Below are 21,731 nucleotides of genomic sequence, written 5' to 3'. Positions count from 1 at the left end.
GGTGCTGTACAATTGTGCATATATTACGAACCCTGTATCCCGGATCCGACCGTGTGTGAATTCGTTCCTTTAGTAAAGAATGAACATTGACGCAGCAAGAGCGAGCTCCGAGTGTTTTTACTTTGCAGTGCAACTACAGAAGGAACATTAGAACATGACAAACCAAGTCGGCATTGATATGAACAGCGATTCGGACTCCGACGATCTGTTGCAATACAATCCAAACAGATTACTGGACACCCTCATCGAAAACCTGCGCCTGAAAAACGACGCAGCCTTGTCCCGCGCGCTGGAAGTGGCTCCGCCGGTGATCAGCAAGATCCGCCACCACCGCTTGCCGGTCGGCGCCTCGCTGCTGATACGCATGCACGAAGTCAGCGACCTGAGCATCCGCGACCTGCGCTACTTGATGGGCGACCGCCGCAACAAGTTCCGCATCAGCGACAAGCAGTTCAAGCCAAAGGAAGGCGAAACACCGCAAAGCTAACCCTTGCGGTGTGTACTTTCCGCCCGCCTCCCTCCCCTCGCGAGGGGGAGAGGGAGGCGAAAGTCGTGCCAACGCCCGTTACGCGGGAAACACCCCGGTCGACAGATAACGGTCGCCGCGGTCGCAGACAATAAACACGATCGTCGCATTTTCCACCGTTTGCGACACGCGCAGCGCAATCTCGCAAGCCCCCGCTGCCGAGATGCCGCAGAAAATCCCCTCTTCCGCCGCCATCCGGCGCGCCATGCGCTCCGCCGCGCTCTGGCTGACCGACTCGATCTGATCGACCCTGCTCCTGTCGAAAATCTTCGGCAGATAGGCCTCCGGCCATTTGCGGATGCCGGGAATCGACGACCCCTCCTCCGGCTGCGCGCCGATGATCTGGATGGCCGGATTCTGCTCCTTCAAATACTGCGACACGCCCATGATCGTGCCCGTGGTGCCCATGGCGCTGACGAAATGCGTGACGCGGCCGTCCGTGTCGCGCCAGATCTCCGGCCCCGTGCCCTCGTAATGGGCGCGCGAATTGTCGAAGTTGCCGAACTGGTCGAGGATGACCCCCTTGCCATCCTTCTGCATCTGCTCGGCCAGGTCGCGGGCATACTCCATGCCGCCCGTCTTCGGCGTCAGCAGGATCTGCGCGCCGTAGGCGGCCATGCTCTGGCGCCGCTCGACGCTCAGATTCTCCGGCATCAGCAACACCATCTTATAGCCGCGCAGCGCGGCGGCCATCGCCAGCGCGATACCCGTATTGCCGCTGGTGGCCTCGATCAGCGTATCGCCCGGCTTGATCGCGCCGCGCTCCTCGGCCCGGCGCAGCATCGACATGGCGGCGCGGTCCTTGACGGAACCGGCCGGATTATCGCCCTCCATCTTGCCCAGGATAATATTATTACGCGCCAGGGCATCGGCGCCGGGCAGGCGCGTCAGGCGCACCAGCGGCGTATTACCGATCGTATCTTCGAGAGTCTTATAAGCCATCGTCTATGATTGAATTCAACAAAACATCCATTCTAATCCGAGAAGGGCCGGCGCGTGTCGGCCGAGCCCGCCCAGGGCCGGGCCGGCAATAAGACGGCGCGATTTTTTTGCCCTTCATCAAGGTCGCACGGCCAGACTGTTGTTACGGCGCCGCAGTCGCCAGGTTTAGGGGCCAGACCCGTTTTTGGGGTCTGACCCCTGTTCCGCGCTATTGGCTGGATTTGCCGTCGCCGGCCCGCGCCAGTTCCGGATACCGGGGTTTGGGGTCAGACCCGTTTTGGGGGTCTGACCCCGGCTTTTATGTTTCCTGCATAAATTTACGCTAAAAAGCTGGGGTCAGACCCGAAGGGTCAGACCCCTGTTCCGCGCTATTGGCTGGATTTGCCGTCGCCGGCCCGCGCCAGTTCCAGATACCGGGGTTTGGGGTCAGACCCGTTTTGGGGGTCTGACCTCGGCTTTTATGTTTCCTGCATAAATTTACGCTAAAAAGCCGGGGTCAGACCCGAAGGGTCAGACCCCTATTCAGCGCTATTGGCTGGATTTGCCGTCGCCGGCCCGCGCCCGCTCCGGATGCCGGGGTTTGGGGTCAGACCCGTTTTTGGGGTCAGCCCCCTGCTCCGCGCTATTGGCTGGATTTGCCGTCGCCGGCCCGCGCCAGTTCCGGATGCTGCGCCAGCAGTTCGGCGCGCATGGCGACGATGCGCCGCAATTTTTCCTCGACCTTGGCGATCTCTTCAGGCGCGGCCCCCATCTTGCGCCCCTGCTCGATATCGCGGCGCAGTGCCGGAATGTCGGCGTCGGCCGCCTGCACATAGCCGGCATACAGTTTCATGCTCTGGCGTGCCTCATAACCCTGATAGGCTTGCGGGTCCGCCAGCTCGGCCGCGCTCGGCGGCGCCGGCGCTTCGTCGCGGCTGATCGGCGGCGTGCGCGGGTCGCCGTTCTGGCGCGCCAGCGCCATGCTGTACGCGGCCGGCACGGCCGGCTCCAGCGGCGTCAACGCCACCCGCTTCAGTTCGCGCTCGCCGTCGGCGAACGCCGGCGGCCAGTCCGCCGGCGCCGCCGGCCGCGCGGCGGGGCCTTGAGCCGGCAACGCCGCCGCCGGCGCGCCCGGCCCTGCCGGCGCCGCCGGCCACATCGCCAGCACGGCCGCGCCAACAACCCCAAGCGCCGCGGCGCCGACGACTACGCCGCGCCGCCTCATGTCGACGCCCCCAATTGCAGCGGCGCGTCCAGTTGCTTGCCGTCGACTTCGATGGCGGCGTCATGCAGGACGCGCTCGCGCAGCGCCTTCATTTGCGCGGCGGCCTTCTCGCGCGCCACCGCCTTGCGCGCCGTGTATTTCACGGCCTCGGAGTCGGGCGCCTGGTAGCCCTGCACGCGCTGCTCCACCAGCACGATTTCCCACGACGCCGCCTGGTCCGGCGCAACCGGCCCGCGATAGGGCCGCGACACCTGCCCCTCGGGCTGCATGAAGGCCAGTTGCTGCAACCAGCTCAGTTTGCCCTCGTGGACGATCCAGCCCAGCTCGCCGCCCGCCTTGGCGTCGTCGGCCGTCGAATGGCGCCGCGCCAGCGCGCCGAAGTCCTCGCCCTTGGCCGCGGCCGCCACGACTTCCTTGCCCAGGCGCTCGTCGGCGACGCGGATATGCCGCGCCTTGACCCGTTCGATGCGCCGGAACTCTTCCTTGTGGCTGCGGTAGTAGGCGCCGATCTCGGCCGCGCCCACCTGTTTCGCCAGCCGCCCCAACAGCGCGCTCTCGCCCTCGATGTCGTCGCCGATGCCGTGCAGGGCCAGCAGCGCCAGCACCTCATCCTGCTCGCCCAGGGTCTGGCGCAGGTCGTCGACGGCCTTGGCGCCGAACTGCTGCGTCGCCCAGTGCAGCACGAACAGATTGGCCAGCTTCAGCCTGGCCTGCTGGCGCAGATAGGGCTGGTTGCGGTTAAACAGTTCGACCCGGCCCTGCACGTTCTGGCGCCGGTAGACGTCGTACAGCGTGATGTCGCCGCTCTGGCCGGCCGGCAGCTTGTAGCGCAGCAGGATGGTTTTCTTCGCCTGCGCCTGCTGTTCCGCGCTCAGCACGTATTCCAGCTGCAGCTTGCCGCCCTTGCCGAAGACCCGTTCCCACGCCGCCGGCTCCGGCTCGAAGGATTCGCGTACCAGTCCGTTGAGGCTGGCGCCCGGCAAGGCCCGCAAGGCCGCCTCCAGCTCCTTGCCGTACTGCGCGCGCAGGCTGGCCGCCAGCTTGTCGTCGGCGGCGACGTCGCGCTGGAAGGTCACGCGCGTCGACGGGTGCAGTTCCTCGGCCTTGAAGTCGCGCCGCGCGAGCGCCGCCAGCAAACGGTTCATGATCGCCGTTTGCAGCGCCGCGGCGCGCGGCGCGCCCGGCGTCTTCTCGCGCGCGGCGCGCGCCAGCGCGTCGACGCTGAGCGTGTACAGCGGCGCGCCGTCGATGCGCGCCGCCAGCGCCGGATCGTCGAGCCGGGTGTCGATCAGCGCGGCGCCGGCCGGCCCGGCCAGCCAGGCGCAGGCCGCCAGCGCGGCCAGGGTGCCGCGCCGGCTCAATTGACGAGGCGCTCGGCGGCGCGGTTGAGCACGTGCACGACCATGGCGATCGAGTGCGGGATCATTTGCTTGCCGACGCGCACGCGGTCGCCCTGGTCGGACGAGCTCAGCACGATGCCGCCGTTGGCGTAGGAGTAGGTGCCGCCCTGCGTCAGCAGGGGGCGGATGTCGATCGCCGTCGGCGCCACCGGCGTGAAGTCGGCCAGCGCCGCGCGCACCAGCGCCGGGTCGTTCAGGCGCTCCGACACGTAGTGGTCGGTGACCCAGGTTTCCCAGCCGGCGTGGTTGTGCGCCGACGAGGTCCAGGTGTGGTGCGGCTGCAGCAGGTCGGTGGTGTGCAGCACGAAGCCCAGGCTTTGCGCGGTCGGGCGGGCGAGGAATTGCTGGAACCAGTACTGGCCCAGGTTGTCGATCGGCTGGAAGGGCATGGTTTCAAAGTCGCTGTACTGCTCCGGCTTCGACACGCCGGTGAAGCGGTAGTTCGCCTCCGTCAAGGCGTAGCTGTTGTACTTGCTGCTGTCGCCCAGCATGCCTTTCAGGCCGCCCGCGCCGTCGTCCAGGTAGTCGCCGTACAACCAGGCGGCGGCCATCTTGTCGATGTCGCCGGCCATGCTCAGCTTGGCGTAGTTGTAGCCGCCGAAGGGGTTGCCGTGAACGTCGGGGCCGGCGGTGTGGTTCTGGAAATGCCAGTACGAGGTGTATTTGACGATGCTGGCGCCGGCGCCCCACACGGGCGCGTACTGGCAATTGCCGGTCGAGGCGCCGCACAGGTAGGTGTCGACGAAATCGTCGACGTCGTAGGCGCCCTGGCCCAGCGCGGCGGCGAACTGCTCCATCGTGTAGCCGGCGCGGGTGACGCCGGCCAGCAGCTTGGTGTAGTTGCTCTGGTCGGGATTGTTTTTCATGAACTCGACGGCGTCGAGGACGATGCGGCGGTGGGTTTCCTGGCCCCAGGCGTGGGCCGGCGCGTTGGCCATGAAGACAGATGCCATGGCGACGGCTGCTGCAATAAGATTTTTTTTCATGATAGGGTCCTTTATGTGAGCAGGATGGTGGGCACTGGCTGGCACCGTGCGCCATGACGCTCGGGCGTGCATGGCCGATGCGTGGCGGCGGGAGGACTTGCCGGACCATTCTACGACAGGATAGTTGCCCCATAGAATCATTTTCCTAGAGGTAATACTCAGGTTTACCTGGCGCGCCGGGGCGCGGCGCCGGGCGGCGCGCTAAAAAAAACAGCCCCGCGCGGCGCGGCCGGCGGGGCTGTCTGTTCGACGCGGCGGACGCTGGCGCCCGCGCCGTCGGCTTATTTCTTCGCTTCTTCTTTCTTCGCCTTGCCCGCTTCGGCTGTCACGGCAGGCTTGGCGGCGGCATCGGCGGCGGCCGCCGGTTTGGCTTCTTTTTTCATGCCGGCGGCTGGCTTGGTTTCTTTCATTTCCTTGCCGGCGGCCGCAGGCGCGGCTTCCTTCATTTCCTTGCCGGCGGCCGGTTTGGCTTCCTTGGCGGCGGCCGCGTGCTTGGCTTCCTTGGCGGCGGCCGGTTTGGCGGCGGCGCCCGCTTTCGACTGGCCATTCACCTGCAGGCCGGCTTCCGACAGCTTGACGGAGTTTTTCGCGCCTATGCCTTTGACGCGCGACTCGAAGTCCGCCCAGTCCTTGAATTCGCCGCCTTTGGTGCGCTCGTCGATGATTTGTTTCGATTTTGCCGGGCCGATGCCTTTGACGCTGTCCAGCGCGGCCTGGTCGGCCTTGTTGACGTCGACTTGTGCGAAGGCGAAGCCCATCGTTGCTATCAGGGTCGCAACTGCCAGCAGTAATTTCTTGATCATGTCGTATCTCTCCGTGGTGTGGTTTCAAGTTGACTCGAACGCAAGGAGCAGCGCGCCTTGCCCACCTTAACGCGCAGGCAATGATCTGGTTGACAATCCGCTGCGCTTGGCAGCGCGAAAGATTTGTGCGGGGTCAATGCCGGGGACGCCGGCGGACCCGCCGCCAGGCCGGGGCCGGCGCCGCCGGCCGATACGGGCGGGCGGCGCCGGCTCAGCCGGCGAACAGTTCTTCGCGCGTGACGGTGGCCGTGCCCAGCTTGCCGACGACGATGCCGCCGGCGCGGTTGGCCGTGCGCATGGCGTCGCCCAGGCTCATGCCGGCGCCCAGCATCGCCGCCATCGTCGCGATGACGGTGTCGCCGGCGCCGGAGACGTCGAACACTTCGCGCGCGTCGGTCGGCATGTGCAGCACTTCGCCGTCCGTGTAGAGCGTCATGCCCTCTTCCGAGCGGGTCAGCAGCAGCGCGTCCAGCGCCAGCTCGCGGCGCATCTGCTGCGCCTTCGCCGTCAGCTGCTCTTCCGTGCTCCAGCTGCCGACGACGCGGCGCAGTTCGGATTTGTTCGGCGTCAGCACGGACGCGCCGGCGTAGCGCCCGAAGTCGTCGCCCTTCGGGTCGACCATGACGATCTTGCCGGCCGCCCGCGCCGACTGGATCATGGCGGCGACGTTGACCAGGCTACCCTTGGCGTAGTCGGACAGGATCACCACGTCGTAGTCCGGCAGCAGCGCGTTGAACTGGATCAACTTGTCGCGCAGGATGGTGTCGCTGGGCGCGTCCTCGAAGTCGATGCGCAGCATCTGCTGCTGGCGGCCGATGACGCGCAGCTTGATGATGGTGGAGATGGCCGGGTCGCGCTTGAGGTAGCTGTGGATGCCGCCGCTGTGCAGCAGCTGCTCGACCTGGCCGCCGGCCTCGTCGGCGCCGACCACGCCCAGCAGCCCCGTGTGGGCGCCCAGCGCGGCCGCGTTGCGCGCCACGTTGGCGGCGCCGCCCAGGCGCTCTTCGCGCTTTTCGATGCGCACGATGGGCACCGGCGCTTCCGGCGAGATGCGGCTGACTTCGCCGAACCAGTAGCGGTCCAGCATGACGTCGCCGACCACCAGCAGGCGCACGGCGTCCAGTGCCGGCGCGCCGGCCGGCCGGGTGGCGATGGCGCCGCTCATGCGCGCGTCAGGACCGAGCGACCGATCCCGTGGTATTCGATGCCCGCCTCGGCCATGTCGGCCGGCTCGAACAGGTTGCGGCCGTCGAAAATGACGGGCTCTTTCAGACGCGCCTTGATCTGCTCGAAGTCGGGGCTGCGGAAGGCTTTCCATTCCGTGACGATGGCCAGCGCGTCGGCGCCGTTCAGCGCATCCATCGGGCTGGCGGCGAAGCGGATGCGCGCCAGCAGCGCCGGCGCCAGGTCCAGCGCCAGCACGCGCCTGGCCTCGGCCATCGCCACCGGGTCGTAGACGGCGACGCTGGCGCCGCGCTGCAGCAGCTCGGCCAGCAGCACCCGCGCCGACGCCTCGCGCATGTCGTCGGTGTTCGGCTTGAAGGCCAGGCCCCAGACGGCGAAATGGCGCCCCGCCAGATCCTCGCCGTAGCGCGCCGTGACTTTCCCGCCCAGCACCAGCTTCTGCCTGTCGTTGACGGCCTCGACGGCGCGCAAGATCAGCAATTCCTGGCCGTGGCCGCGCGCCGTGCGCTCCAGCGCCTGCACGTCTTTCGGGAAGCAGGAGCCGCCGTAGCCGCAGCCGGCGTACAGGAAGCTGTGGCCGATGCGCGGGTCCGAGCCGATGCCGTGGCGCACCGCCTCGATGTCGACGCCGACCTTGTCGGCCAGGTTGGCCAGCTCGTTCATGAAGGAGATGCGGGTGGCCAGCATGGCGTTGGCCGCGTACTTGGTGAACTCGGCCGAGCGCACGTCCATCCAGTAGGTGCGCTCGTGGTTGCGGTTGAACGGCGCGTACAGCGTCTTCATCAGCTCGCGCGCGCGCTCGCCCTCGGGCGTGCTGTCGCAGCCGATGACGATGCGGTCGGGGCGCATGAAGTCTTCGACGGCCGCGCCCTCCTTGAGGAATTCCGGGTTCGAGGCGACCGAGAAGGTGGCCGCGACGCCGCGCTCGTCGAGCTCGGCCTGCAGGGCGGCGCGCACGCGCTCGGCCGTGCCGACCGGGACCGTCGACTTGTCGACGATGACCTTGAACTCGGTCATGTGCTTGCCGATGTTGCGGGCGGCCGCGAGGACGTATTGCAGGTCGGCCGAGCCGTCCTCGTCGGGCGGGGTGCCGACGGCGATGAATTGCAGCTTGCCGTGGGCGACGGCGGCGCCGACGTCGGTCGAGAAGCGCAGGCGGCCGGCGGCGCGGTTGCGCGCCACCACCTCTTCCAGGCCAGGCTCGTGGATGGGGATGCCGCCGTTGTTGAGCAGGGCGATTTTTTTCTCGTCGAGGTCGAGGCAGAAGACGTCGTTGCCCAGTTCGGCCAGGCAGGCGCCGGTCACCAGGCCCACATAGCCGGTGCCGATAATTGTGATTTTCATTTTTCTATACCGCCAAATCTAGTTCATGACATTGAGTTCTTCGGTGCGCCGCGGCGGGTAGGTCTCCCAGCGGCTGCAACCGGGGCACTGCCAGTAGAACTGGCGCGCCTTGAAACCGCAGTGGCTGCACTGGTAGCGCGCCAGCTTCTGCGTGTAGCCGTGCACCAGGTTCTTCACCATCGACAGCTCCGACCACAGGGCCGCCGGGGCGTCCATCAGGCGCGCCTCGAGCAGCTTGTCGAGGCCCAGCAGCGTCGGCGTGCGGCGCAGCTCGGCGCTGACCAGCTGCTTGGCCGCCTCCACGCCGTCGAGTTCGATGACGGCCTTGAAGACCACCTCGATCAAGTCGATCGACGAGGCCTCCTCCAGATACGATTTGAGCAGGTTGACGCCCTCCTGCGGCCGGCCGACCTTGCGGTAGCCGTCCATCAGGCGCTGCGCCACCAGGGCCACGTGCGGCACGCTCTGCTGTTCGACGCGGCGCCAGGTCAGCAGCGCGCCCTCGACGTCGTCCTTGGCCAGCAGCGCGTCGCCCGTCAGCAGCGTGGCGCGGACGTTCTTGCGGTCCGTCTGCAGCGCCTTGTCGAGCAGCGGCAAGGCGTCGTCCGGGTGCATATGCACCAGCGCGTCGTGCGCCAGCTCGCAATAGAACTGCGCGATCTCCTTCTGGCGCGCGCCGGCGCCCGACTCCTGCAGGCCGATGGCCGCCTCGATGGCGCGCCGCCACTCCTTCTCGCGCTGGAAAATCTCCAGCAGCGCGCGGCGCGCCTGCACCGCGTACTGGGTGCCGACGAGGCGGTTGAAGGTTTCCTCGGCGCGGTCGAGCAGGCCGGCCTTCAGGTAGTCCTGGCCCAGCTCGTACTCGGCGTGCAACTGCTGCTCCTGCGGCAGGTCGGGGCGGGCCAGCAGGTTCTGGTGGACGCGGATGGCCCGCTCGGTTTCGCCGCGGCGGCGGAACAGATTGCCCAGCGCGAAATGCATATCGGCCGTTTCCGGGTCCAGCTTGACGATTTCGATGAAGGCGTCGACGGCCTTGTCGGGCTGCTCGTTGAGCAGATGGTTCAGGCCCGTGAAATAGCCGCGCGGCAGGCTGCGCGACTCCGACACGAGCTGGTTGATATCGACCCGCGCGGCGATCCAGCCCAGCGCGAAAAAGACCGGTATCCCCAGAAGCAACCAGAGTTCAAATTCCATGCGATTTTTTTATTGTTGGTGTGTGAGCGGCATTACTGCTGCGTGTTGACGCTGTCCGGCTGCGGCTGGACGGTGCCCTGCTGGGCCACGGTTTGCAGCGTCTGGATCGTCGATTGCTGCTTGTTCGCTTCGCGGCGGTGGCGGAACACGGTCGGCGTCAGGGCCAGCACGCCGAGGCTGGCGCCGGCCACGAAGAAGCCCAGCAGCATCAAGACCAGCGGGCCGCGCAACTCATAATTGAGGAAAAAGCGCAGATCGACCTCCTGCGTATTTTTCAGGGCGAAACCGAAAAACAAGACGAACAGAACAAATCCAACGAAGGAGGAAATAAATTTCATCAGCCAGGTCCAGTTTGTGATTCACAAGCGCCAGTGTGGCACAAGAAAACGGAAAGCAGGGGACAGACCTCGATTTTCGGTCAAGAATTGCCGGAAAATCGAGGTCTGCCCCCGGTACAAAAAAAAGCGGCATCCAAGGACGCCGCTTCTTGATGCCGGCCCAAAGTGCGCGTCGCGTTCTCTGGGGCGGCATGCCTAGTCACCTTTCAGCGGACGAGGTCAATCCTCGATGATCGGTTGCCCGACCATCGCGTCTACCCGCTCGCGCAACTGCTTGCCCGGCTTGAAGTGGGGCACCCGCTTTTCGGGCACCATCACCTTTTCGCCGGACTTCGGATTGCGGCCGATGCGCGGTGGCCTGCTGTTGAGGGCAAAGCTGCCAAAACCGCGGATCTCGATGCGCTGACCGGTCGCCAGGGCGGTGGTCATCGCGTCGAGTATGGTTTTGACGGCATATTCCGCATCTTTGGCCACCAGCTGAGAATAACGCTCAGCGAGGCGGTTGATCAACTCGGATTTAGTCATCTACTGATCCGCGGACTGTCTTAGTTCTTGTTGTCGAACTTGGCTTTCAACAATGCGCCCAGGCTGGTGGTGCCCGAAGCTGCGTTGTTGTCGGTAGCGGCCATTTTCTGCATCGCTTCCTGGGTTTCAACATTGTCTTTCGCTTTGATCGACAGTTGGATACCACGGGCTTTGCGGTCGATGTTCAAGACCATTGCCTCGACGCTGTCGCCGACTTTCAGGTGCGTGCCGGCATCTTCGACGCGGTCGCGCGAGATTTCGGAAGCGCGCAGGTAGCCTTCGACTTCTTCGGACAACTGGATCACGGCGCCTTTAGGCTCGACCGACTTGACCGTACCCGTTACCAGGGAGCCTTTGTCGTTCATTGCAGCGAAGTTGTTGAATGGGTCGCCTTCGAGTTGCTTGACGCCCAGGGACACGCGCTCGCGCTCGACGTCGATGGCCAGAACGATGGCTTCCAGTTCGTCGCCTTTCTTGAAACGACGCACGGCTTCTTCGCCCGTTTCGGTCCAGGACAGGTCGGACAGGTGCACCAGGCCGTCGATGTTGCCGGCCAGGCCGATGAACACGCCGAAGTCGGTGATCGATTTGATCGCGCCGCGGACTTTGTCGCCCTTCTTGTGGGTCACGCCAAAGTCATCCCAAGGGTTGGCTTTGCACTGTTTCATACCCAGCGAGATGCGACGACGCTCTTCGTCGATTTCCAGAACCATCACTTCTACTTCGTCGCCCAGTTGGACAACTTTGTTTGGTGCGACGTTCTTGTTGGTCCAGTCCATTTCGGAAACGTGGACCAGACCTTCGATGCCTTGCTCGACTTCCACGAACGCGCCGTAGTCGGTCAGGTTCGTGACCTTGCCGAACAGACGGGTGCTTTGTGGGTAACGACGGGACAGACCGGTCCAAGGATCGTCGCCCAGTTGCTTCACGCCCAGCGAAACGCGGTTCTTCTCTTGATCGTACTTCAGAACCTTGGCAGTGATTTCCTGGCCAACCGTCAGCACTTCCGACGGATGACGCACGCGGCGCCATGCCAGGTCGGTGATGTGCAGCAGGCCGTCGATGCCGCCCAGGTCCACGAAGGCGCCGTAGTCGGTGATGTTTTTGACGACGCCGGTCACGACCGTGCCTTCTTTCAGCGTTTCCATCAGTTTCTGACGCTCTTCGCCCATCGATGCTTCGATGACGGCGCGGCGCGACAGCACGACGTTGTTACGCTTGCGGTCCAGCTTGATGACCTTGAATTCCAGGGTCTTGCCTTCGAACGGGGTGGTGTCCTTGACTGGACGGGTGTCGACCAGCGAACCCGGCAGGAAGGCGCGGATGCCGTTGGTCAGGACGGTCAGGCCGCCTTTGACTTTGCCGTTGACGGTACCGACGACGATCTCGCCCGATTCCATCGCTTTTTCCAGGGCCAGCCACGAAGCCAGACGCTTGGCTTTGTCGCGCGACAGGATGGTGTCGCCGAAACCGTTTTCCAACGATTCGATCGCCACGGAAACGAAGTCACCAACTTTGACTTCCAGTTCGCCGTGGTCGTTTTTGAATTCTTCGATTGGGATGAATGCTTCGGATTTGAGGCCGGCGTTGACGATCACGAAATTGTGGTCGAGGCGCACGACTTCAGCGGAAATAACTTCGCCGGAGCGCATATCTTGACGCGACAAGGATTCCTCGAAGAGCGCGGCAAAACTTTCCATACCGGTAAATTCAGTAGATGTAGCTGTAGACATAGGGTTCACACAAGTTAACCAGCAGCGATCGCACGATGCGACTTAAACTGGGTTAGGTTTGACACACGCCCGGGGCCGGACTGGGCCGCCACGGGCACCACAGTAGTACTGATGCGTACTACTTTACCGCCGCAGCATGCCATTTCAACACCAGATCGACGGCCTCATCGGCCGTCATATTCGACGTATCGAGCACATGCGCGCCCTCCGCGGGGACCAGGGGCGCGATCGCACGGTGAGTATCACGTGCGTCTCGCGCATTCAAATCCATCAGAAGGTCTTCTATACTAGCAGAAATTCCCTTGTCAATCAATTGCTTATAACGGCGTTGCGCGCGCGCGTCAGCACTTGCCGTCAGGAACACTTTCAAGGGGGCGTGGGGGAAAATCACCGTGCCCATGTCGCGGCCGTCGGCCACCAGGCCGGGCGCCTTGCGGAAACCCAGTTGCAGCGCGAACAGGGCCTGGCGCACGGCCGGCAGCGCGGCGATCTGCGAGGCCGTGTTGCCGACGGCCTCGGCGCGGATGGCGTCCGTGACGTTCTCGTTGGCCAGCAGGATCTCGCCGCCGGCGAAGCTGCACGGCAGATGCTCGGCCAGCTTGGCCAGCGCGTGCTCGTCGTTCAGCGGCGTGGCGCGGCGCAGCGCCGTCAGCGCCGTCAGGCGGTACAGGGCGCCGGAGTCGAGGTAGTGGTAGCCGAGCCGGTCTGCGACGCGGTGCGCGACCGTGCCCTTGCCGGAAGCGGTCGGGCCGTCGATGGCGATGACGGGAATAGTCGATGTGGTCATAAATTATTTTTCTGTTAAAACCGGGGCGGGCCCCGGCCGCGCTGATTAAAACAGGCTGTCGTGGGCGATGCCGGCGAATGCCTCGAAGTAGCCGGGGAAGGTCTTGGCGACGCATTTCGGGTCGTTGATGCGCATGCTGTTGCCGCGCCGCGCCGCGCCGTCCAGCGAGGCCAGCGAGAAGCACATGGCCATGCGGTGGTCGTCGTAGGTGTCGATGGTGGCCGCGGCGATCGCCGCCGGCGGCGTCACGCGCAGGTAGTCGGCGCCCTCCTCCACCTCGGCGCCGAGCTTGCGCAGCTCGCAGGCCATGGCGGCGATGCGGTCGGTTTCCTTGACGCGCCAGCTGGCGATGTTGCGCAGCGTGCTGGTGCCGTCGGCGTACAGCGCGGCGACGGCGATCGTCATGGCCGCGTCCGGGATATGGTTGAAGTCGGCGTCGATGGCCTTCAGCACGCCGTTCGAGCTGGCCTCGATCCAGGTCTCGCCCATCGTCACGGTGGCGCCCATCTGCTGCAGCGCGGCGACGAAGCGCACGTCGCCCTGGATGCTGTCGCGGCCGACGCCCTCGACCCGCACCGGCCCGCCGGCTATCGCGCCGGCCGCCAGGAAGTAGGACGCCGACGAGGCGTCGCCCTCGACGTGGATGACGCCGGGGCTGCGGTACTTCTGCCCCGCCTGCACGGTGAACGACTGCCAGCCGTCCTGCTCGACGACGACGCCGAAGCGGCGCATCAGATTCAGGGTGATTTCGATGTAGGGCCGGGAGATCAGCTCGCCGACGACGTCGATCGACACGCTGCGCTCGCGCGCCATCAGCGGCGCCACCATCAAGAGCGCCGTCAGGAACTGGCTCGACACGTTGCCGCGCACCGCCATGCGGTCGGCGTGCAGGTGGCCGCGGCGGATGCGCAGCGGCGGGAAGCCCTGCGCGCCCGTGTACTCGATCTGCGCGCCGACGGCGTTGAGGGCGTCGACCAGGTCGCCGATGGGCCGCTCGTGCATGCGCGCCACGCCGTGCAGCGTGTAGTCGCCGCCGATCACGGCCAACGCCGCCGTCAGCGGACGGATGGCGGTGCCGGCGTTGCCCATGAAGAGGTCGGCCGCGTGGTGCGGGAAGACGCCGCCGGCGCCGCGCACGTGGTGCACCTGGTGCAGCGTTTCCGGGTGGCGCTGCTCCTCCTGCTCCCAGTGCACGCCGAGCGAGGTCAGCGCGCCCAGCATGACGAAGGTGTCGTCCGAGGCCAGCAGATCGACGATCTTGGTCGTGCCCTCGGCCAGCGCGGCCAGCAGCAGCACGCGGTTCGAGATGCTTTTCGAGCCGGGCAGGCGCACCGCGCCCTGCACGTGCGTGACCGGCTTCAGGTCGAGATGATGGGGATAGTGTTTTTGCTGCGTCATGCGCGTTTCCTTGTCTGCGTGTGCGGCTATTCTGCCTGGTCTGTCGGCTGCGGCGCCTCGGCCGCCTCGATCGCCGCGCCCCACTGCTGGCGGGCGCGCTGGGCGTTGGCGTAGACGGCCTCGATGGCGGCGCCGTCGCCGGCGGCCAGCATGGCCCGCAGCCCGGTCAATTGTGCCATATAGGCGTCCAGCTCGCCCAGCAGCGCCGCCTGGTTGGCCAGGCTGATGTCGCGCCACATCTCCGGCGACGAGCCGGCGATGCGGGTGAAGTCGCGGAAGCCGCTGGCGGCGTACTGGAACAGCAGGTCGGCGTGGGCCTTGTTGGCGATGTCGTCGACCAGCGCGTAGGCCAGCAGGTGCGGCAGGTGGCTGACGGCGGCGAACACCCTGTCGTGCTCGGCCGGCGTGAGGCGGTGGATGACGGCGCCGCAGGCGCGCCAGGCGGCGGCGACGCGCTCGACGTCGGCCGCCGCGTTCTCCGCCAGCGGCGTCAGCACCGTCTTGCGGCCCTGGTACAGGTCGACGATGGCGGCGTCCGGGCCGTTCGACTCGCGCCCGGCGATGGGGTGGCCCGGCACGAACTGCGCCAGCTTGCCGCCCAGCGCGCGGCGCGCCGCCGCGACGACGTCGCCCTTGGTGCTGCCGGCGTCGCTGACGACGGTGCCCGGCTGCAGGTGCGGCCGCAGCGCGGCGAGGATGCGCTCGGTCTGCGCCACCGGCGCGGCCAGCAGCACCAGGTCGGCGCCGCGCAGCGCCTCGGCCAGGTCGGCGCCGACGCTGTCGATGATGCCCAGCTCCAGGGCGCGCGCCAGCGGGGCCGGCGAGCGCCCCATGCCGACCACGTGGCCGACCGCGCCCGCCTGCTTGAGCGCGCGGGCGAACGAGCCGCCGATCAGGCCGACGCCAAAAATGACGACTTTATTCAGCATGGGTGTCCAGTCGGGATGGGGGTGCACGGCCGCTCACAGGCTGGCCGGGTAGGAACCCAGCACCTTGAAAAAGGCGGCGTTGCTCTTCAGCTCGGCCAGCGCCAGCGCCACGGCCGCGTCCTGGGCGTGGCCCTCGATGTCGACGTAGAAGTAGTACTCCCAGCTGCCCATGCGCGCCGGGCGCGACTCGAAGCGCGTCATCGACACGCCGTGGCGGGCCAGCGGCGCCAGCAGCTGGTACACGGCGCCGGCCTTGTTCGGCACGGCCAGCACCAGCGAGGTCTGGTCCTCGCCCGACGGCGTCGTCTGCAACTGGCCGATCACGGCGAAGCGCGTGCGGTTGTGCGGATCGTCCTGGATGTGCGCCTGCACCACGCCCAGGCTGTACTGCTGGCCGGCCAGCTCGCCGGCGATGGCCGCCACGGCGCCGTCGCCGGCGGCCAGGCGCGCCGCCTCCGCGTTCGAGGCGACGGCGCGCCGCTCGATGTGCGGATAGTGCTGCTTGAGCCAGGCCTGGCACTGCGCCAGCGCCTGCGCATGGGCGCAGATGGCGCCGACGCCGTCCATCGTGCCGCTGCGCGTCATCAGGCTGTGGTGGATATTGATGGCCACCTCGCCGCTGATGATCAGGCTGGTCTGCATCAAGAGGTCGAGCGTGCGGTTGACCGGCCCCTCCGAGGAGTTCTCGATCGGCACGACGCCGAAATCGGCCGTGCCGGCCTCGGCGGCGCGGAACACCTCGTCGATCGTGGCGCAGGGCATGCCCTCGACGGCGCTGCCGAACTGCTGGTAGACGGCCTGCTCGGTGAAGGTGCCGACCGGCCCCAGATAGGCGACCGTGACGCGCTTCTCCAGCGAACGGCAGGCCGACATGATCTCGCGGAAAATCGTCTGCACCTCGCCGTCGCCCATCGGGCCGGGATTGCGCTCGGCCACGCCGCGCAGCACCTGCGCCTCGCGCTCGGGGCGGAACACCGGCGCCTGCGTCTCGGCCTTCACGTGGCCGACCTCCTGGGCCAGGCGCGCGCGCCGGCTCAGCAGGTCGAGGATTTGCGCGTCGATCGCATCGATCTGCTCGCGCAACGGTTTTAATTTATCTGTCATTGTCTGCGTAGGTGTCCGTGCTTACGTATTGCGATCGGCGCCGCGGCGCGCTCAGCGGCCCGCGAACTCGTTCAAATAATCGACCAGGGCTTGCACGCCCTCGATCGGCATCGCGTTGTAGATCGATGCGCGCATACCGCCGACGGACTTGTGGCCCTTCAGTTGCAGCAGGCCGCGCTGCTTGGCGCCGGCCAGGAATGCTTCGTTTTTGCTCTCGTCGCGCAGGAAGAAGGGTATCGTCATGCGCGAGCGGTATGCCTTGGCGACGCGGTTCTGGTAGAAATCGTCCGCGTCGAGTGCAGCATACAACAGTGCCGCCTTGTCGATGTTGCGCTTTTCCATCGCCGCCACGCCGCCCTGGCGCTTGAGCCACTGGAACACCAGGCCGGCGATATAGATCCCGTAGGTCGGCGGCGTGTTGTACATCGACTCATGTTCGGCGACGACGCTCCAGTCGAAGGCCGAGGGGCAGATCGGCAGGGCCGCGCCAAGCAGGTCTTCGCGCACGATGACCAGGGTCAGGCCGGCCGGGCCGATGTTCTTTTGCGCGCCGCCGAAGATGACGCCGTACTGCGACACGTCGATGACGCGCGACAGGATGTGCGAGGACATGTCGGCGACGATGGGGGTGTCGCCGGCCAGCTCGGGCGCGAACGGGTACTCGACGCCGTCGATGGTTTCGTTGGTGCAGATGTGCAGATAGGCGGCGTCCGGCGTCAGCTTCCAGGCGGACTGCGGCGGCACGCCGCAAAAGCCCTCGGCCTGCGACGAGGCGGCCACGTTGACGGTGGCGTATTTGGCCGCCTCCTTGATCGACTTGCCGGACCAGGAGCCGGTGTGGACGAAGTCGACCGTTGCCGGCTGCGCCTTGCGGCCCACCAGGTTCAGCGGCACGATGGCGTTTTCGCCGAGGCCGCCGCCCTGCAGGAAGAGGATCTTGTAATTGTCGGGCACGGCCAGCAGCTCGCGCAGGTCGCGCACGGCGGCCTGGTAGATCGAAATGAATTCGGGGCCGCGGTGGCTCATTTCCATGACGGACATTCCACTGCCGTGCCAGTCGAGCATTTCGGCGGCGGCTTGCGCCAGCACTTCTTTGGGCAGCACGGCCGGGCCGGCGGAGAAATTGTAGATGTGCGTCACGTTGCGATCCTTTGGGGCTGGTGGGCTTGTTTGCCTTGATATTCTAATGGAGAGAGCGGGACTGCGCCGCAAGCGGCGGCAGGAATTGCCGATCCGGGCCCGCGGCACGCGCCGCCTGGGGTCTGACCCCGGCAGCTTGGGGTCAGACCCCAGCTGTCACGCTGTTCGACGAACCGGCCGCGGGCGTAGCTGGGGCCGGGGTCGTTCGCTAGAACAAGCCCGGCCCCAGCTAGACGCTCGGCCTTATTCCGGCTTGGCGTCGGGTCCCGCTTCCAGCTCGACGTCGTCGACGTCGGCTTCGACGATGCGCTGCAGGCCGGACAGCTTGGTGCCGTCCTCGACCGCGATCAGCGTCACGCCCTGGGTGGCGCGGCCCATTTCGCGGATTTCCGACACGCGTGTGCGGATCAGCACGCCGCCCGTGGTGATGAGCATGATTTCATCGCTCTCCTCCACCAGCGTGGCGGCGACGACGCGGCCGTTGCGCTCGCTGGTCTGGATCGCGATCATGCCCTTGGTGCCGCGGCCGTGGCGGGTGTACTCGGTGATCGGCGTGCGTTTGCCGAAGCCGTTTTCCGTCGCCGTCAGCACCGACTGCTGCTCGTTCTCGGCCACCAGCAGGGCGATCACGTGCTGCCCCTCTTCCAGGTTCATGCCGCGCACGCCGCGCGCCGTGCGGCCCATCGGACGCACATCGTTTTCGTCGAAGCGCACCGCCTTGCCCGAGTCGGAGAACAACATCACGTCGTGCTGGCCGTCGGTCAGCGCGGCGCCGATCAGGAAGTCGCCCTCGTCGAGGTCGACGGCGATGATGCCGGCCTTGCGCGGGTTGCTGAAGTCCTTCAGCGGCGTCTTCTTGACCGTGCCCAGGCTGGTCGACATGAACACATAGTGGTCTTCCGGGAAGACCCGGTTGTCGCCCGACAGCGGCAGGATCACGGTGATCTTCTCATTGTCCTGCAGCGGGAACATGTTGACGATGGGCTTGCCGCGCGAGTTGCGCGAACCCTGCGGCACTTCCCACACCTTCAGCCAGTACATGCGGCCGCGGTCGGAGAAGCACAGGATGTAGTCGTGCGTGTTGGCGATGAAGAGCTGGTCGATCCAGTCCTCTTCCTTGGTCGCCATGGCCTGCTTGCCGCGTCCGCCGCGCTTCTGCGCGCGGTACTCGGAAATCGGCTGCGCCTTCATGTAGCCGGTGTGCGACAGCGTCACGACCATGTCCTGCGGCGTGATCAAGTCTTCCGTTTCCAGGTCGGTGGCGTTCAGTTCGATCTGCGAGCGGCGCACGTCCTTGTTGCCTTCGCCGTATTCGTTCTTCGCCAGCGTCATCTCGTCGGTGATGATGACGGTGACGCGCTCCGGCTTGGAGAGGATGTCCAGCAGGTCGGCGATGTGGGCCATCACGTCTTTGTATTCGTTGACGATCTTGTCCTGCTCCAGGCCGGTCAAGCGCTGCAGGCGCATCTGCAGAATCTCTTGCGCCTGGTCGTCCGACAGCTTGTACAGGCCGTCGGCCTGCATGCCGTAGTGCTTGGGCAGGTGCTCGGGACGGAAGGCGTCGACGCCGCCGACGGTGGTGCCGTCGCCGGTGCGGGCCAGCATTTCGCGCACGACCGACGAGTCCCACGGCCGTGTCATCAGCTCGACCTTGGCGATAGGCGGCGTCGGCGCCGCCTTGATGATGGCGATGAAGTCGTCGATATTGGCCAGCGCGACGGCCAGGCCCTCGAGCACGTGGCCGCGCTCGCGCGCCTTGCGCAGCTCGAACACGGTGCGGCGCGTGACCACCTCGCGGCGGTGCGACAGGAAGCACTGCAGCATCTGCTTCAGGTTCAGCAACTTCGGCTGGCCGTCCACCAGGGCCACCATGTTCATGCCGAAGGTGTCCTGCAACTGGGTCTGCTTGTACAGATTGTTGAGCACCACTTCCGGCACTTCGTTGCGCTTCAATTCGATGACCACGCGCATGCCCGACTTGTCGGACTCGTCGCGGATGTCGGAAATGCCGTCGAGCTTCTTGTCGCGGACGTTTTCGGCGATGCGCTCCAGCAGCGACTTCTTGTTCACCTGGTAGGGCAGCTCGTCGACGATGATGGCGATGCGGCCGCCCTCTTTGCCGAACTCCTCGAAGTGGGTCTTGGCGCGCATGACGACGCGGCCGCGGCCCGTGCGGTAACCGTCGCGCACGCCGGAGACGCCGTAGATGATGCCGGCCGTCGGGAAGTCCGGCGCCGGGATGATCTCGATCAGCTCGTCGATGCTGCAGTCGGGGTTGCGCAACACGTGCAGCGCGCCGTTGATGATCTCGGTGATGTTGTGCGGCGGGATGTTGGTGGCCATGCCGACGGCGATGCCGGAGGAGCCGTTGATCAGCAGGTTAGGGATCTTGGTCGGCAGCACCGACGGCTCTTTTTCCTTGCCGTCGTAGTTCGGCACGAAGTCGACGGTGTCCTTGTCGATGTCGGCCAGGATCTCGCCGGCGATCTTGTCGAGGCGGCACTCCGTGTAACGCATCGCCGCGGCGCTGTCGCCGTCGACGGAGCCGAAGTTGCCCTGGCCGTCGATCAGCGTGTAGCGCAGCGAGAAGTCCTGCGCCAGGCGCACCAGCGTGTCGTAGATCGAGGCGTCGCCGTGCGGGTGGAATTTACCCATGGTTTCGCCGACGACGCGGGCGCACTTGACGTAAGGGCGGTTCCACACATTGTTCATTTCGTGCATCGCGTACAAGACGCGGCGGTGCACCGGCTTCAAGCCGTCGCGCACATCCGGCAAGGCCCGGCCGACGATCACGCTCATCGCGTAATCGAGGTAGCTCTTGCGCATCTCTTCTTCGAGGGAAATTGGGATTGTTTCTTTTGCGAATTGATCCATTGGCGGTTCGACTGATCTCAGGCTGTGGTTAACTTATCTGCTACGCAATGTGTGACGCCATACTGCATATCCGGGGCGGCTGTTGCATGGGCGGCGGGCGGATTGGGCTTGCTACCATGTTTTCAACAGTCAAGCATGGGATTTTAGCATGGGCGCCCCCCTTGCAGCGCAATTCCGGCGCCGGGGCCGCCGCCGCGCCGCGCCAGACCACCCCGGCGCAGGGCTGGCAGGGTAGTGCGCAGAGGCAATAACAATTAGCAAAAAAATGCCAACAAAATAGGCAAAACGGGGAAAAGTTGTCATAAGAGTGTAACAATCTCCTACGATCGTTGCATGAAAACAACGAGGCGCTTAAAATCCCGGAAACTTTGATTTAACCACGGGCGTGCGAACTTGAAGCCTGTGGCAAAATGATTGAGAAGTTAATTGCTAGTTTCGCAATCTGGAACGAGCGTTGCTAACCTGCATGTTACTATTGGTTCAAGCAGGTCCAGTCGCGCAGTGTAATTCTGCGGATATCACCCCCCGAAAGGAAAAAAGAATGAAAAAATTTGCAACCCTGTTTTTCGCTGCATCCGCAGTGATTGCTGGCTCGGCTACGGCCCAAACCCCGACAGCGGCACCGTTCGCACCAGTGACCACCGACATCAAAGCACCAACGCCACACAGCGCCTACGTGCAAGATGCACGCGGCGTCATCGCCCGTGACCCGTTCGGCCTGTGCTGGCGCACCGGCTACTGGACGCCAGCTGACGCGGTGCCAGGTTGCGACGTGCCACTGTGCGTTGCTCCAGAAACCCTGCAAGACGGCAAATGCGTAGCCCCGGCCGCTCCAGCACCGGCACCGGCTCCAGCACCAGCACCGGCACCACGTCCGGCACCGGCACCAGCGCCGATCTCGGAAAAAGTCAGCTTCGCCGCTGACGCGTTCTTCGACTTCGACAAAGCCACGCTGAAACCAGAAGGCAAAGCGAAACTGGACGACCTGAGCTCGAAACTGGGCGGCATCAACCTGGAAGTCATCATCGCTGTCGGCCACACCGACTCCGTGGGCACCGATGCTTACAACCAAAAACTGTCGATCCGTCGCTCGGAAGCCGTCAAGGCTTACCTGGTATCGAAAGGTATCGAAACCAACCGCGTGTACACCGAAGGCAAAGGCGAAAAACAACCTGTTGCTGACAACAAATCGGCAACCGGCCGCGAAAAAAATCGCCGCGTAGAAATCGAAGTCGTCGGCACCCGCAAGTAATTGCAGGCAAGACCGCCGCTCGCTTCTTGCGAACGACAGAAACCCCGCCACGGCGGGGTTTTTTTAT

19 protein-coding genes are annotated in these 21,731 nt (G+C 65.4%); 2 read left to right on the top strand and 17 right to left on the bottom strand.

All coding sequences use genetic code 11. From position 1 onward, the window contains the following. Positions 1-154 precede the first annotated feature (154 nt). On the top strand, positions 155-487 hold the full coding sequence (locus OIK44_RS08090) for a hypothetical protein (protein WP_273670215.1): 333 nt from the start codon (positions 155-157) through the stop codon (positions 485-487). A 78-nt stretch (positions 488-565) separates the two neighbouring features. Here the strand turns inward: OIK44_RS08090 and cysM are convergent, their stop codons facing one another. The 17 genes from cysM to gyrA all read right to left on the bottom strand — a co-directional run bounded on the left by cysM (position 566) and on the right by gyrA (position 20,412). After that, positions 566-1,468 carry a cysteine synthase CysM gene (cysM, locus tag OIK44_RS08085; protein ID WP_273670214.1) on the bottom strand — a complete coding sequence of 301 codons (903 nt, stop codon included), beginning with the start codon at positions 1,466-1,468 and terminating at the stop codon, positions 566-568. A gap of 622 nt (positions 1,469-2,090) precedes the next feature. Then, on the bottom strand, positions 2,091-2,672 hold the full coding sequence (locus OIK44_RS08080) for a hypothetical protein (RefSeq protein WP_273670213.1): 582 nt from the start codon (positions 2,670-2,672) through the stop codon (positions 2,091-2,093). Then, positions 2,669-4,033: a peptidylprolyl isomerase gene (locus OIK44_RS08075; RefSeq protein WP_273670212.1), complete on the bottom strand. Its 1,365-nt coding sequence runs from the start codon at positions 4,031-4,033 to the stop codon at positions 2,669-2,671. The genes OIK44_RS08080 and OIK44_RS08075 overlap by 4 nt, the downstream gene beginning before the upstream one ends. Continuing rightward, complete coding sequence (locus tag OIK44_RS08070; protein WP_273670211.1) at positions 4,030-5,058, bottom strand: phospholipase C/P1 nuclease family protein; 1,029 nt, start codon at positions 5,056-5,058, stop codon at positions 4,030-4,032. The genes OIK44_RS08075 and OIK44_RS08070 overlap by 4 nt, the downstream gene beginning before the upstream one ends. A 281-nt stretch (positions 5,059-5,339) precedes the next feature. Beyond that, positions 5,340-5,861, bottom strand: coding sequence for a ComEA family DNA-binding protein (locus tag OIK44_RS08065; RefSeq protein WP_273670210.1), 522 nt, complete (start codon positions 5,859-5,861; stop codon positions 5,340-5,342). 211 nt (positions 5,862-6,072) lie between these two features. Next, positions 6,073-7,026 (bottom strand): D-glycero-beta-D-manno-heptose-7-phosphate kinase, encoded by a 954-nt coding sequence (rfaE1, locus tag OIK44_RS08060; RefSeq protein ID WP_273670209.1) that lies wholly within the window; start codon positions 7,024-7,026, stop codon positions 6,073-6,075. Continuing rightward, positions 7,023-8,390, bottom strand: coding sequence for a UDP-glucose dehydrogenase family protein (locus OIK44_RS08055; protein WP_273670208.1), 1,368 nt, complete (start codon positions 8,388-8,390; stop codon positions 7,023-7,025). The genes rfaE1 and OIK44_RS08055 overlap by 4 nt, the downstream gene beginning before the upstream one ends. 18 nt (positions 8,391-8,408) lie before the next feature. Beyond that, the gene (lapB, locus tag OIK44_RS08050; RefSeq protein WP_273670207.1) at positions 8,409-9,584 is read right to left on the bottom strand and encodes a lipopolysaccharide assembly protein LapB; all 1,176 of its coding nucleotides are present in this window, start codon (positions 9,582-9,584) and stop codon (positions 8,409-8,411) included. 32 nt (positions 9,585-9,616) lie between these two features. Beyond that, entirely contained in the window at positions 9,617-9,922 is a 306-nt protein-coding gene (locus OIK44_RS08045) for a LapA family protein (RefSeq protein ID WP_273670206.1), read from the bottom strand. Positions 9,923-10,141: 219 nt separating this feature from the next. Next, a complete protein-coding gene (locus tag OIK44_RS08040) occupies positions 10,142-10,447 on the bottom strand; it encodes an integration host factor subunit beta (protein ID WP_273670205.1) in 306 nt (101 codons plus the stop codon). A 20-nt stretch (positions 10,448-10,467) separates the two neighbouring features. Beyond that, complete coding sequence (rpsA, locus tag OIK44_RS08035) at positions 10,468-12,147, bottom strand: 30S ribosomal protein S1 (protein WP_273670204.1); 1,680 nt, start codon at positions 12,145-12,147, stop codon at positions 10,468-10,470. Positions 12,148-12,298: 151 nt separating this feature from the next. Beyond that, positions 12,299-12,967, bottom strand: a complete 669-nt coding sequence (gene cmk / locus OIK44_RS08030) for a (d)CMP kinase (protein ID WP_273670203.1) — start codon at positions 12,965-12,967, stop codon at positions 12,299-12,301. Positions 12,968-13,012: 45 nt separating this feature from the next. After that, positions 13,013-14,365, bottom strand: a complete 1,353-nt coding sequence (aroA, locus tag OIK44_RS08025; RefSeq protein WP_273670202.1) for a 3-phosphoshikimate 1-carboxyvinyltransferase — start codon at positions 14,363-14,365, stop codon at positions 13,013-13,015. A 26-nt stretch (positions 14,366-14,391) separates the two neighbouring features. Further along, positions 14,392-15,294, bottom strand: a complete 903-nt coding sequence (locus tag OIK44_RS08020; RefSeq protein ID WP_273670201.1) for a prephenate dehydrogenase — start codon at positions 15,292-15,294, stop codon at positions 14,392-14,394. Between the two features lie 33 nt (positions 15,295-15,327). Then, the gene (gene pheA / locus OIK44_RS08015; protein ID WP_273670200.1) at positions 15,328-16,398 is read right to left on the bottom strand and encodes a prephenate dehydratase; all 1,071 of its coding nucleotides are present in this window, start codon (positions 16,396-16,398) and stop codon (positions 15,328-15,330) included. Between the two features lie 51 nt (positions 16,399-16,449). After that, complete coding sequence (gene serC, locus OIK44_RS08010) at positions 16,450-17,538, bottom strand: 3-phosphoserine/phosphohydroxythreonine transaminase (RefSeq protein WP_273670199.1); 1,089 nt, start codon at positions 17,536-17,538, stop codon at positions 16,450-16,452. Positions 17,539-17,781: 243 nt separating this feature from the next. After that, a complete protein-coding gene (gyrA, locus tag OIK44_RS08005) occupies positions 17,782-20,412 on the bottom strand; it encodes a DNA gyrase subunit A (protein ID WP_273670198.1) in 2,631 nt (876 codons plus the stop codon). 541 nt (positions 20,413-20,953) lie between these two features. On the opposite strand from gyrA, the gene ompA reads away from it, so the two are divergent. Beyond that, the gene (gene ompA / locus OIK44_RS08000) at positions 20,954-21,664 is read left to right on the top strand and encodes an outer membrane protein OmpA (protein WP_273670197.1); all 711 of its coding nucleotides are present in this window, start codon (positions 20,954-20,956) and stop codon (positions 21,662-21,664) included. Positions 21,665-21,731: the final 67 nt, after the last annotated feature.

It is taken from the genome of Janthinobacterium fluminis, from assembly GCF_028595325.1.
Lineage (GTDB): Bacteria > Pseudomonadota > Gammaproteobacteria > Burkholderiales > Burkholderiaceae_D > Janthinobacterium > Janthinobacterium fluminis.
Note: the sequence above shows the minus strand (reverse complement) of the source record. Positions and strands in the feature narration are given on the sequence as shown.

What these genes read in the sequence shown, in the direction of transcription:
- OIK44_RS08090 (WP_273670215.1), top strand. Translation starts at nt 155, where the DNA reads ATGACAAACCAAGTCGGCATTGATATGAACAGCGATTCGGACTCCGAC.
- cysM (WP_273670214.1), bottom strand. Translation starts at nt 1,468, where the DNA reads ATGGCTTATAAGACTCTCGAAGATACGATCGGTAATACGCCGCTGGTG.
- OIK44_RS08080 (WP_273670213.1), bottom strand. Translation starts at nt 2,672, where the DNA reads ATGAGGCGGCGCGGCGTAGTCGTCGGCGCCGCGGCGCTTGGGGTTGTT.
- OIK44_RS08070 (WP_273670211.1), bottom strand. Translation starts at nt 5,058, where the DNA reads ATGAAAAAAAATCTTATTGCAGCAGCCGTCGCCATGGCATCTGTCTTC.
- OIK44_RS08065 (WP_273670210.1), bottom strand. Translation starts at nt 5,861, where the DNA reads ATGATCAAGAAATTACTGCTGGCAGTTGCGACCCTGATAGCAACGATG.
- rfaE1 (WP_273670209.1), bottom strand. Translation starts at nt 7,026, where the DNA reads ATGAGCGGCGCCATCGCCACCCGGCCGGCCGGCGCGCCGGCACTGGAC.
- OIK44_RS08055 (WP_273670208.1), bottom strand. Translation starts at nt 8,390, where the DNA reads ATGAAAATCACAATTATCGGCACCGGCTATGTGGGCCTGGTGACCGGC.
- lapB (WP_273670207.1), bottom strand. Translation starts at nt 9,584, where the DNA reads ATGGAATTTGAACTCTGGTTGCTTCTGGGGATACCGGTCTTTTTCGCG.
- OIK44_RS08045 (WP_273670206.1), bottom strand. Translation starts at nt 9,922, where the DNA reads ATGAAATTTATTTCCTCCTTCGTTGGATTTGTTCTGTTCGTCTTGTTT.
- OIK44_RS08040 (WP_273670205.1), bottom strand. Translation starts at nt 10,447, where the DNA reads ATGACTAAATCCGAGTTGATCAACCGCCTCGCTGAGCGTTATTCTCAG.
- rpsA (WP_273670204.1), bottom strand. Translation starts at nt 12,147, where the DNA reads ATGGAAAGTTTTGCCGCGCTCTTCGAGGAATCCTTGTCGCGTCAAGAT.
- cmk (WP_273670203.1), bottom strand. Translation starts at nt 12,967, where the DNA reads ATGACCACATCGACTATTCCCGTCATCGCCATCGACGGCCCGACCGCT.
- aroA (WP_273670202.1), bottom strand. Translation starts at nt 14,365, where the DNA reads ATGACGCAGCAAAAACACTATCCCCATCATCTCGACCTGAAGCCGGTC.
- OIK44_RS08020 (WP_273670201.1), bottom strand. Translation starts at nt 15,294, where the DNA reads ATGCTGAATAAAGTCGTCATTTTTGGCGTCGGCCTGATCGGCGGCTCG.
- pheA (WP_273670200.1), bottom strand. Translation starts at nt 16,398, where the DNA reads ATGACAGATAAATTAAAACCGTTGCGCGAGCAGATCGATGCGATCGAC.
- gyrA (WP_273670198.1), bottom strand. Translation starts at nt 20,412, where the DNA reads ATGGATCAATTCGCAAAAGAAACAATCCCAATTTCCCTCGAAGAAGAG.
- ompA (WP_273670197.1), top strand. Translation starts at nt 20,954, where the DNA reads ATGAAAAAATTTGCAACCCTGTTTTTCGCTGCATCCGCAGTGATTGCT.